The sequence below is a fragment of the Hyphomonas sp. genome (genome assembly GCF_016125515.1).
Lineage (GTDB): Bacteria > Pseudomonadota > Alphaproteobacteria > Caulobacterales > Hyphomonadaceae > Hyphomonas.
In genome coordinates this window covers 104,629-116,017 of sequence record NZ_WGLO01000001.1, presented here as the reverse complement: position 1 = coordinate 116,017, position 11,389 = coordinate 104,629, and the positions used below count along the sequence as shown (strand labels likewise).

Here is an 11,389-nt window from a genome sequence, read left to right as displayed (position 1 = left end):
TTCCTACCCGTTCAATCGAACCCGGCTTACTTGCCCAGAAGTTTCTTGATGAAAGATTTTTCGGCCCGCTGCACCGCGCGGCCCGTGAGCGCGCAGGCAAGCTGGTCAACGGCCATTGACGATTTTGCGGTCGGCGAGGTTTCTGAAATCATCTGGCCATTGTTGGCCGCCATGCCGAACACTTCCGGTTCGAAGGGCACGATGATCTCCGGCTCGACGCCAATCGCCGCAGCAAAATCCTTCACCGGGATTTCAGGGCGTTTCGGCACACCGCACATGTTCAGCACGAGACGCGGCGCGTGGTCATTCACGCGGTGGCCTTTGAGCTGGTCGATCATGTTCTTGCCATTGCGCAGCGAGGCGAGGTCCGGCTGGCAGACGATGACGACTTCGTCAGAGGCAATCAGCATGTTCCGGACCCAATGGCTCCATGCGTGCGGCAGGTCGAGCACCATGTAGGGCACATTGCGGCGGACGCTCTCGATCACGGTTGCATAGGACTCGTCCGGGATGTCGATGATCTGGTTGATGTTCGCCGGCGCCGTGAACAGCGAAAGCCGCTCGGTGGCGCGCGTCAGGAGGCGTTCGATCACCGAATTGTCGGCGCGCTCCGGCGCCAGAAGCGCATCCGCAATGGTTTGCGGTGTGTCCTGATTGAAATCGAGCGCGGTGGTGCCGAAAGACAGGTCGAGGTCGACCAGCGTCGTGTTGACGTGGGTATTCTCGGCAAGCGCCCAGGCCAGGTTGTGCGCGATGGTCGAGGCCCCTACCCCGCCCTTGGCGCCAACGACCGAAATCTGCTTGCCGAGGAACGGCGCGCTTGGATCGGCGAACAGGCTCGAAATGGACCGGATGATCTGCAACGGCTGGAAGGGCGGAACCAGGTATTCTGAGACGCCGCGCGCCACCAGCTGGCGGTAAAGCGTGATGTCATTAACGGCACCGATGACCAGCACCTTGACGTGCTCGTCGCAATGCTCCGCCAGCGTGTCGATCTCGTGCAGGACCTGGCTGGCCTGGGCGGAGGACTCGATCATCAGCAAGTTCGGCGTTGCATTTGCGCGCAGATCGGCAACAGCCGCCGGAATGCCTCCGGGAATACACTCAACCGTCGCACGGCCCATGCGGCGGTCCTGCGCACACAGTTGCATGAGCGCGCGGGTCTCTTCGCGCTCGTAGAACAGCTTGATCGAGATCGCGGGCAGCATCGCGTCTCCGCCGACCGGCTCATTCGGCATGTAGGGGAAAGCCGCCGAATAGACAGGCTTGGCCGAAAATTCCGTCACCGGCTGGACCGGTTGCGTCTCAATCCCGGCAAACGGATCTGCCGGAGCGCTGTCATTGGCGCCCGCTATCGTTCCTTCGCCGAAAACATCTTCGAACTCCGTGCCGAAGTCGTCCTCAAACAGTGCGGTTTCCTTGCCCATGGTACGCGTACTCCTGTTGCCGGACTGGCCGGCCTAATTCACTGCCTGCGAAATGGCGCCGGATTCTTGCGCCGACCGTTCAGCCGTTGTGGCTTCGCCCTTGCGGAACTTTTCGAGAATGACCTCGCGCCGCGCCATATCTGTCGAATCAAGCGGCCGGTCACCCAGCAGGTCGGCCGGATCGGCAATCATCGCGGCGAGATTTGTACGAACCGAACAGCCGAGCGTCGGAAGGCTGTTGTTCGATGACACGTCGCTGAAATCGATAGAGGCCCGGGATGCGCACGCGGGCGGAACGGCGTCGTAGACCTGGAAGGCAAGGATCAACGGCTGCGAGCTCCTGCTGCCGGCGCCGTGGGTCGTTCCGGAAATCTCGTCGAACTCGATGCCCTTCTCCCAGGCAATGGCGCGCGATTCTGCGACGGCTGTTATTGCAAGCTGCGGATTTGCGCTGGCTTCGGGGAGCGACATGACCAGCGGACCATGCCCCTTCTGTGCGTAGACACCGACGAAGTTGCGTATCCGGGCGCGGGCATCCTCGGTCAGTTCGGCCGCCGACGGATCAATCGCAACTTCGAGGAATTCCGTGTGTTTCGTGACACCCAGTTCGTTTCGCGACAGCGCCGTACCCTGGAGCTGGTCCGGTGACGTGGCGGTCGGTGCATAGCTTGAGCAAGCGCTGAAAGTCATCAGACTTGCGCCGATGGCCAGCAGTGTGCGGTACTGTTTCGAGGCGATGGTCATTGCGCGATCCCCTACTCTTCCATAAAGCCCACAGGGGCCTTGTATTCATCGGCTTCAACGGGTGCGCCGTCGCGGCCATAGGTTTCGTTCAGCTTGCCGAAGAAGATTGTTTTGGCGTCCGATGCATTGGCAAAGCCGTCCGCCGGCGTCTTCAGGTCCGACTTGGCCGCCGGATTTACCAGGTACGGCGTGACGATGATCACGAGTTCGCTTTCCTCGGACAGGAAATCGCGGGACTGGAACAGCGCGCCGAGGATCGGCAGCTTCTTCAGGCCCGGAACCTGATCGAGGTTCTGGCGGTCCTTCGACGTGATCAAGCCAGCCATCATCATCGACTTGCCCGAAGGCAGTTCGATCGTGGACTCGGCGCGTCGCACGGTCAGGCCCGGCAGCGTGACACCTTCGGAGACGTAGGTATTGCCATCGCTGTCGGTAACGGTCTGCTGCTCACCCTGGAAGGCGCCCTGCGATGTCAATTCCGACACTTCAGTAGACACTTTCAGGGAAATACGTCCCTCGGAAAGCACGACCGGCGTGAAGCCAAGACCGACACCGTACGGCTTGAATTCAACCGTGATGCGGCCCTGGTTGTCTTGACCGACCGGCACCGGAAATTCACCGCCCGCCAGGAACTTCGCGCTCTCGCCCGAGACCGCCACCATGTTCGGCTCGGCCAGCGTCTTGACGACACCGATACGTTCCAAAGCATTGATCGTGGCACCGACACGCGACTGCAAGTTCGTGCCGTTATAGTTTGTGTAGCTCAGGTCCGTCGTCAGACCACCGATTGAGCGGCCCTGGATCGGAAAGGCGAGACCGCTCGCGATCGATGCAGCCGTCGAATAGCCCGGGCTGATCACGGTCGACTCGAAGTTGCCAAGAGTCGGCATGCCGGAAAGGTTGATCCCCAGCTGCTTGATGACGTTGCGCTGCATCTCGACGATGCGCACTTCAAGCAACACCTGATCCGGTGCGAGCACGTCCATCATGTTGACGATCTGCGGCGCGTCCTCCCCCGTCGGGAAGTAGGCCGCTACAAGTTTGCGGATCTGGTCCGACTGCGCGAGGCTGTCGACCGAACCGGTCATCACGATGCTGCCGTTCAAGCTTTCAAGCTTGACGCGAGCATCCGGCACGTGGCGGACAATCGTCTCCTGAAGCGCAGCCATGTCGGTTTCGACGTGCAGTGAAAGGTCCAGCAGGGTCCGTCCCGAACGATCAAAGATCAGCGCGCTGGTCTCGCCATAGCGCACACCGCGGAAGATGATCCGCTGCGACGTCTGCACGACCGCATCGGCGATCTCGGGGTTGGCGATCACGACATCGGCAGCCGGCGTATCTAGCTCGATGATCACTGACTTGTTCACACCCACCGTGACATTGCGCGAAACATTGGAGTTTCCGGCTGCGGTGATCACCGTGCCCATTCCGTTCGGAACGGTCTGTGCCGGAACCGGGCCAACCGGCCCGAAGGCCAGGATCGTCGTGACAGCGAGGATTTTCAGCATGCGCATGATTAGTTTCCTCCCACGCCGGCCGGAGACGGCTGACCGTTGCGGATGATCGTGATGCCGGCGCCGTTGGCGTCGACTTCACCGTCCAGAAGATCCGTACGCGGATCGCGGCTGGTACCGCTGACGAACTGGTCGAGCGGGCGAAGCGCTAAGGAAACTTCACCGAGACGTTGGGCCATGGCCACAAGCTCGGCTTCTTCAGGCTTCACTTCGAGTGTGGCCGTGTTGCCGATCCGGGCGACCTCGCCCTCTTCCGTGTTGGCGAAATTCTGGTCGATGGCCAGGACGCGCACGTTCTTGATGATCGTGCGGGCCAGCGTACGCTCGGAAATGCCGCGCTCGGGCTGGGCCTTCTGCTCATAGGTCAGGATCAGGTCCACCCGGTCGTTCGGTAGGATGAACCCGCCCGATGCCGATTCGGCGGAGATCTCGACCGAGACAGCACGCATCTCCGGATTCAGCATCGCTGACAGGAGTCCCTGCTCGCCTTTCATGACAATCTTCTGGGGCATCACCGGCTCACCCTTGTAAAGGGCGGTCTTCACAACAGCGCCCGTGAGGGTCTCGATCGACGCCGGAACCGTGGTCTCGACATAGAATCCTTCCACGACGTTCGACTTCGGCCAGGGCGACCAAAGTAGGTCGTCCGCCTTGATCGTTTCGCCTACGACAATATCGCGCGCGACGGTCAGGACCTGGACTTCGGAAACTTCCTGCTGCTGGACCAGCAGTTTTTCATTTGTGACCGTCTCGGTGACGACCTGCGGCTTGCTCAGCTGGATGACCAGGAAGGCCGCGCCACCCGCAGCCACGAGCGCCACTAGAAGGATGATGATACGCATCGGCGACATATGGCGCCACTCCTTTGTTCGAAGTCGTCAGGCCTGCGCAGGACACGGCAGGCCTTTTCATTCCGTGCGAAATTCGCACGCGCCACCTAAAGGAACGTTAACCGACCAACCCGATCGCTTCATAAATTCCGGCGAGTAGCGGCGAGGCCGCGCCGGCCATCAGCGCACCGCCGGCAATCGCGACTCCATAGGGTACGCCTGCCTTCGGCTCGAAGGGTGCCCGCATGAATCCGGGCACGGACGTCACCGGCACACTCCGGCGTGCAACAACCAGAAGCAGCGAACACGCGCCGCCGATGATGGCCATCCAGTAAACAAAAGGTAACGCGGCGGCTGGCCCCATCCAGAGGACAACGGCAGGGATCATCTTGGCGTCCCCTCCCCCGAAGATCCGGAACGCGAACAGGCCGAAGGCAATCAGGAAGGCCAGGCCAGCGACGAGAAGATGGCCCCCGAGGATTTCCAGCGGCAGGCCGGAGACCAGCGCCGCCGGTACGAACAGTCCCGCCAGAGTCAGGTTGAGCCAGTTGGGAATGGTCAGCCGGTTCACATCATGAAGGGCCGCAAACAGACAAAGAGCCAGGAAGAGGCCCGAAAGAAGAATCAGAATCACGACGCATACTCCGGATCAGCAATCCGGCACACGCTGCCGCAAAAGCCTGAATGAAGCCTTTCGACCCGCTGCGCCGCCGCCAGAACGAAAAGAGCCGCCGGAGAAGACTCCGGCGGCTCCAATCAGCTAGGCTGATCTCAGTCGATTAGACTGCGATCGAGTCAGCAACCGTGTTGAACGTGTTGCCGGTCTGCGTACCGAGGGCGGTCACGCCACCGATGATGGCAACAGCGATGAGGGCGGCGATCAGGCCGTACTCGATTGCAGTTGCGCCAGACTCGTCTTTCAGAAAACGTGCGAACATTTGGAAACTCCCATCATGCATTTTTGACATTTCCCGGCATGAACTTTTCTTCCCGGAACAAAAACAGGTATACGCCTGCACAGTTCAGATCTGATTGAAGAATTCAGAAAAGTCGTGAAGCCGTGTGAGGGATTCGTTTACCGCGTCCGAATCATTCGTGAAGACCGATTGGCGCTGGCTGTTCCCTGCCCTCTGATCTGCCCGGCGCCCCCTATTATAGAGTATGGCCTTGCGGCGCGGGATTTCCGGAATGAGCCCGGTTGAAGCCTGTATGCCGTAGGCGGACAAATGGTTCCCGGTTAGGAATCAGTAAACTAAAAGCTGGAATATTGCGGCATTCCAATATGCCGGAGTCTCCGCCTCATGCCTAACTGCCTGAAAGCAGCCGTCTTCGGCGCCGCCGCGCTCGCGCTGGCTTCTACCGCTTGCGCCGAGCAACTCTTCGTCGAGTCGAGCAAGACCGTACCTGTTCGCATCAGCGGCGCTGCGTCGAGCATCGTCATCGGCAACAAGAACATTGCTGACGTTGCGGTCCACAACGAAAACCTGATCTTCGTGACGGGCAAGAGCTTCGGCACGACAAACCTGCTGGTTTTCGACAAGGCCGGGCACCAGATCTACAGCACGGACATCATGGTCACGACCAATTCGTCGAACCTGGTGACGATCAACCGCGCCGGCCAGAGCTTCACGTATGATTGCTCACCCAACTGCAAGGCCGTGCTGAGCGTGGGCGACGATCCGGATCACTTCGCAGCGCTCATCGACCAGCAGATACAAACCCAGTCCCTCACCGACGGGCAATGATCGCAGGGAAGCTGGGTGATCGGTCAAATTTCATCGACCGCTTCAACCGCCTGCAAACCGGCCCGTGATAGCTGTCAGGCTTCAGACTCAACGGGATTCCGATCAGATGTCCGGCGACCAGCAGTTCAGCCTCACCGCGCGCCTCGCAGCGCGCTGGAAACGCTTCGCCGACGACCGGCGGGGCGCGACCGCTGTCGAGTTCTCGCTCATCGCGGCGCCCTTTTTCTTTCTGATCTTCGGGCTGCTGGAAGTCTGCCTGGTCTTCATCATGTCGACCGTGATGGAACACGCCGTTTCAGAAGCTTCGCGCCCGCTGCGGACCGGAGAGGCACAGGAAGCCGGGATGAACCAGGCCCAGTTCCGACAGGCCGTGTGCAACGAGCTGTTCGATATGCTCGACTGCGATTCCCGTCTCTACATCGACGTGCGCACCGTCTCGAACTTCGGCTCCTCCCCTACCGGCTCGGCGCTCGGTGCTGATGGAGAAGTCGACGACACCGACTTCATATTCGAGCCCGGCGGCCCGAACGATATCGTCGCCGTCCGCGTGTTCTACGAATGGGATCTGATCACACCATTCATTTCCCAGCCGCTTCGCAACATGGCGGGCAACAAGACATTGCTGCAGGCGAATGCCGTTTTCCGCAATGAACCTTTCGGGAGCTGATCCGATGACGCCTGGCGCCCTCCTCTCCCGCCTGACCCGCCGCACGCGCTGGCGCGGCGTCAAGGGTCTCTGGTACAATGAAAAAGGCGTCTCGGCCGTCGAGTTCGCGCTGATCGCACCGATCCTGATCCTGATCTATTTCGGATGTATCGAACTCAGCCTGCTGATGCGCGCCGATCGCCGCGTGACGTCCACGGCGTCCGGCCTTGGCGACCTCACGGCTCGCCTCGTCACGGCGGATGACAGCGACATGCAGGAATTGTTCGACGCCGCCGCGGTGTTGATGCAGCCCTATGATGCGAAGAATGCCCGGCTGCGCATCACGTCGGTCGTCGACAATGGCGATGGCGTCACGCGTGTTGGCTGGTCCGACGGGTTCAATATCGAACCCTATTCGGAAGATGCCCTGATCACTGTTCCGCCGGGCCTCGTCACGACGCCGGGTTCCGTCATCGTGTCGGAAGTCGAATTTGAATATGAAAGCTCGATCGGGTTCGTGATCGACACGTCACGCACGCTCAAGGACACATTCTATCTTCGTCCGCGCCGTGTCACTGTCATCAACCGAACCAAGGACGGCGATCCAGGCACCGGCTTCGGCCCGTCGAGCTGATCTGTCCGCCCCGTTAAAGGCTACCGGTCCACGTCGGCGATCTTTGCCGCCTTCACTTTCCACAGCACGATCAGCCCGATCAGGAACATGAAGCCTATACCGCCCATGCCGATGCGCTGGTTACCAGTGATCCATGTCAGCAGGCTGACGATACCCGGCCCCATCCAGACCGTGACGGTGCCGGCAATCGCATAGAGCCCGAAGAACTCACCGATCCGTTCCCGCGGCGCGATATGCACCAGCATGTAGCGGCTCGACGAGATCGACGCGACGACCGCGATCGCAACCGGGATCACGAAGAGGAAATAGGTGATGTCGGACAGCGTGTCGAAGAAGGGGCTGTTCCAGACCGGCGTATCTGCGGGGATCAGGCCGAACAGTAGCGCGTCCGGTGTGATAGACAATTGCGCGAGCAGCAGGATTACCAGGGCCGAGATTTCCCAGACCAGCGCCAGCTTCGGGCCGAGCATGCGGTCAAGGTAACCGCCGACAAATCCGCCCACAGCGCCGAACAGCACGCCTGTGATTCCGTAGAACAGGATCTCGACGCCGGTCCAGCCAAGGAAGGTGCTGGCAAACACGGCACCGAGTGTCAGCAGCGCCGACATGGCATCGGCATAGATCGTCCGCGCAATCAGGAACCGCATCGTCTGCGGATGCTCTTTGAAAAGGCCGGTGAGATAGCGCTGGAACACACGCGCGCGCTCGAACACCGAATGGCGCTTCTGCCCTTCCACGGGCTCGCCCAGGAACACATCAGCCGCCGCGCGCTTCCAGGTCAGGCCACCCGGCGCGCCATCCGGCATGAACATGAAAAAGGGTATCACGAGGAGCGACATCCAGACCGCCACGAAGGGCCCGGCAAACCGTTCCGGCGCATGGGCTTCGCGGTCCAGTGCGATCAGCGGCTGGTCGGCTGCAAAGGGCAGCCCCGACCCCGGCAGCAGAAGGCCGAAGAGGAAAAAGATCAGGATACCGACGCTGAGAAGGTTGCCCATCGAAAGCCCGAGACCGGAAATGTATGGCAGCGCGCTCGGACGCCCCGCCATCGGCAGCATCGCGTTGTGCAGGACTTCTGAATAGCCGTAGCAGCAATAGGCAATCGCCAGCACCGCCATCGTTGGCCACATCGTCAGCGGTCCTTCCGGCCGCGCCCACCAGAGCGCCAACGAACAGGCAGCGAGCAAGGCAACGAAGAAAAGAAGCGGCGGTTTGCGCCGGCCCGCCTTGTCGGCAATCACGCCGAGGAAGGGCGCGGTCAGCGCGGTGACGATCCCGGCAATCGTGATGGTCAGGCCGGACAGGCTGAGCGCGTCGGCCCCTCCCCCCGCCAATACCGAGGCGAAGTACGGCGCGAAGATGTAAATGACGATGAGGTTGTAATAGGGATTGCGGGCGCCTTCGAATATGGCCCAGGCCAGCCCCTTGATCCCGAATGGTCCACCTTCGGCCTCAACGCGCGTCGATGTTGCGACAACCGGTTCGACAACCGTCATTCCAACAGGAGTATCCATTCGTTCCGTTTCCTCGCGGCGGCTGACGCGCCTTCCTATGACCTGCAGCCTGCGATATTCGAAGCGCAAGGGGAAGCGTTTCCGGCAGAATGCCGACGCTGACGTTGCGGAGGGTCTGCCCATGAAACGACCAGCCGGCCTCGCCATTTCCGGTTTGTGGCTTGCTGCCGCCTGCGCGTCCGCGCCGGGCATCGACCGGCCGGTGCCGCTCGACCCCGGCTATGCCGCCCGGGAATCCGCGGCCAGCAAGCTCAGCGACCGGTGCGGACCGGAGTTCATTTCGGACCATTTGCCCAAATCGCTCGTGGCTTTTATGGGCCCCGCCCTGGACGGACCCTTCCGGCCGGCCTGCGAGCGCCATGATGCCTGCTACGAATTGCGCGAACAGACGCAGTCCTGGTGCGATGCGCGGATGCGGACCGAGATGCTGAATATCTGTGCGGCCGGGCGCAGCGACGGCTCGTTCGGCGGCGCAATGTGCCGGATGCGGGCGGGGCTCTACTACGGCATGGTCGACAACACGTTCGGCGCACATGCCTATGAAGGCGAAGCCGGCGGCCGCATTGCCGCGCTCGAAACGGCCTCCGCCCCCGAAGGCGAATTCGAAATCTGCATCACCGCTGAGAACAATACCAAACTGGTCCAGGGCTACGTCCTGGAGCTGTGGACACCGTCCGGCCAGCGCTTCGCGCGTGAACCCCGGATCAAGCATCATCCGGTCCGTGCCGGCGAAACCACAAAGCTCTGTACGGGGACAACAGGTTCGACCTACTGGAAAGTCAGCCGCCTGACCGGCCCGATCGATGTGCGCCTGCTTGCGGACCTGCCTGAGTCGCTCGCCGTCACGGGTCGCTGGACGTTGGTCGATCAACGGACCTTCGACCTGCCAGAAGCAGGTCGTGACTAGAGTTTGCCGGCGAGCTCGCCTGCGTAGCGGGTGATATCACCCGCCCCGAGGCAGACAACCATGGCGCCCGGCCCGGCCAAAGCGCGCACGCGGTCCGGCAGCGCCGCCAGACTGGTCAACGCCTCAGCGCTCTTGTGTCCATGACGCCGGATCGAATTGACCAGCGCCTCATGCGTGATGCCGGCAATCGGCGTTTCGCCGGCTTCATAGACCGGCGCGACCAGCACATGGTCGGCCTGGTCGAAACAGGTCGAGAATTCCTCGAACAGGTCACGCAGGCGCGTGTACCGGTGCGGCTGGCAGACGGCGATCAAGGTGCCCTTGCCCTGCATCGCGCGGGCCGCCTTCAGCACGGCCGCGATCTCGACCGGGTGGTGGCCGTAATCATCAATGATCTTGGCCGGCGGCGCGCCGGCCACAGGCACCCAGTCGCCCACCGCCGTGAAGCGTCGTTTCACGCCGGCGAACTTGGCCAGCGACGTGCGCACCTGTTCATCACTGGCGCCCAGCTCCAGCGCGACAGCAATCGCTGCCAGTGCGTTCTGCACATTGTGCTCGCCGGCCATGGGCAGCGTAAGATCTGAGATCACTTTCGGGCCGCCGGAGGGGCGCCGGATCTCGACGTCGAAATGCGCCCCGTTGAGATCGGTGGTCAGGTTGGTCGCGCGGATGTCGGCCTGCAGGTTGAACCCGTAGGTGATGCGGCGCCGGTCCGTAACACGGGCCGCCAGAGCCTGGACTTCAGGGTGATCGGTGCATAGGACCGCGAAGCCGTAGAAGGGCAGGTTCTCGACGAACGTGTCGAAGGCTTCGCGCAGTCGGTCCATGGTGCCGTAATGGTCCATGTGTTCGGGATCGATATTGGTGACGATAGCGCAGGTCGGATGCAGCTTGGCGAAAGTGCCGTCGCTCTCGTCGCTTTCGACGACCATCCAGTCGCTCTCGCCCGCCTTGTAGTTCGAGCCATAGGCATGGATGATGCCGCCATTGATGACGGTCGGGTCAATGCCGGCCCCGTCGAGCAGGCCCGCGACGAGCGAGGTGGTCGTCGTCTTGCCATGCGTTCCGGCCACGCAGACCGTGTATTTGAGGCGCGTGATCTCGGCGAGCATGTTGGCGCGCCGCACGACCGGAATGCCTGCCGCGCGGGCCGCCTGCACTTCCGGATTGTCGCGCTTGATGGCGGAGGAGATGATCACCGTACCGGCGCCCGTCACGTTCTCCGGCTTGTGGCCGATGAACACTTTAACGCCGCGCGCCCGCAGGCGTTCGACATTTGCGCTGTCCGAGACGTCCGAACCTTGCACCTCGTAGCCCATCGTCAGCATCACGTCGGCGATGCCGGACATGCCGATGCCGCCGATACCGACGATATGGGCGGGGCCTACGGAGAACGGTGTCGGAGGTGACATGGCGCGGCGTGAACTC

12 protein-coding genes are annotated in these 11,389 nt (G+C 61.8%); 4 read left to right on the top strand and 8 right to left on the bottom strand.

Going from position 1 to position 11,389, the window contains the following annotated elements:
• Window positions 1-26 precede the first annotated feature (26 nt).
• The 6 genes from GC148_RS00560 to GC148_RS00535 form a co-directional block, all read right to left on the bottom strand.
• On the bottom strand, window positions 27-1,427 hold the full coding sequence (locus GC148_RS00560) for an AAA family ATPase (protein ID WP_291068072.1): 1,401 nt from the start codon (window positions 1,425-1,427) through the stop codon (window positions 27-29).
• Window positions 1,428-1,460: 33 nt separating this feature from the next.
• Window positions 1,461-2,171 (bottom strand): CpaD family pilus assembly lipoprotein, encoded by a 711-nt coding sequence (locus GC148_RS00555; protein ID WP_291068071.1) that lies wholly within the window; start codon window positions 2,169-2,171, stop codon window positions 1,461-1,463.
• Window positions 2,172-2,182: 11 nt separating this feature from the next.
• Complete coding sequence (locus tag GC148_RS00550; RefSeq protein WP_291068070.1) at window positions 2,183-3,685, bottom strand: type II and III secretion system protein family protein; 1,503 nt, start codon at window positions 3,683-3,685, stop codon at window positions 2,183-2,185.
• Window positions 3,686-3,687: 2 nt separating this feature from the next.
• Complete coding sequence (gene cpaB, locus GC148_RS00545) at window positions 3,688-4,536, bottom strand: Flp pilus assembly protein CpaB (RefSeq protein ID WP_291068069.1); 849 nt, start codon at window positions 4,534-4,536, stop codon at window positions 3,688-3,690.
• Window positions 4,537-4,633: 97 nt separating this feature from the next.
• Entirely contained in the window at window positions 4,634-5,149 is a 516-nt protein-coding gene (locus tag GC148_RS00540; RefSeq protein ID WP_291068068.1) for a prepilin peptidase, read from the bottom strand.
• A gap of 145 nt (window positions 5,150-5,294) precedes the next feature.
• A complete protein-coding gene (locus GC148_RS00535) occupies window positions 5,295-5,453 on the bottom strand; it encodes a Flp family type IVb pilin (RefSeq protein ID WP_291068067.1) in 159 nt (52 codons plus the stop codon).
• A 363-nt stretch (window positions 5,454-5,816) separates the two neighbouring features.
• On the opposite strand from GC148_RS00535, the gene GC148_RS00530 reads away from it, so the two are divergent.
• The 3 genes from GC148_RS00530 to GC148_RS00520 all read left to right on the top strand — a co-directional run bounded on the left by GC148_RS00530 (window position 5,817) and on the right by GC148_RS00520 (window position 7,540).
• Entirely contained in the window at window positions 5,817-6,260 is a 444-nt protein-coding gene (locus GC148_RS00530; RefSeq protein WP_291068066.1) for a pilus assembly protein N-terminal domain-containing protein, read from the top strand.
• Window positions 6,261-6,366: 106 nt separating this feature from the next.
• Window positions 6,367-6,927, top strand: coding sequence for a TadE/TadG family type IV pilus assembly protein (locus GC148_RS00525; protein ID WP_291068065.1), 561 nt, complete (start codon window positions 6,367-6,369; stop codon window positions 6,925-6,927).
• A 4-nt stretch (window positions 6,928-6,931) separates the two neighbouring features.
• Window positions 6,932-7,540: a TadE/TadG family type IV pilus assembly protein gene (locus GC148_RS00520; RefSeq protein WP_291068064.1), complete on the top strand. Its 609-nt coding sequence runs from the start codon at window positions 6,932-6,934 to the stop codon at window positions 7,538-7,540.
• Window positions 7,541-7,560: 20 nt separating this feature from the next.
• On the opposite strand, the gene GC148_RS00515 is transcribed toward GC148_RS00520, so the two are convergent.
• Window positions 7,561-9,054, bottom strand: a complete 1,494-nt coding sequence (locus tag GC148_RS00515; RefSeq protein WP_291068063.1) for an MFS transporter — start codon at window positions 9,052-9,054, stop codon at window positions 7,561-7,563.
• A 121-nt stretch (window positions 9,055-9,175) separates the two neighbouring features.
• Between GC148_RS00515 and GC148_RS00510 the strand changes: the two genes are divergently transcribed.
• A complete protein-coding gene (locus GC148_RS00510; protein WP_291068062.1) occupies window positions 9,176-9,961 on the top strand; it encodes a hypothetical protein in 786 nt (261 codons plus the stop codon).
• On the opposite strand, the gene murC is transcribed toward GC148_RS00510, so the two are convergent.
• Complete coding sequence (murC, locus tag GC148_RS00505) at window positions 9,958-11,373, bottom strand: UDP-N-acetylmuramate--L-alanine ligase (protein ID WP_291068061.1); 1,416 nt, start codon at window positions 11,371-11,373, stop codon at window positions 9,958-9,960. The genes GC148_RS00510 and murC overlap by 4 nt on opposite strands.
• Window positions 11,374-11,389 lie beyond the last annotated feature (16 nt).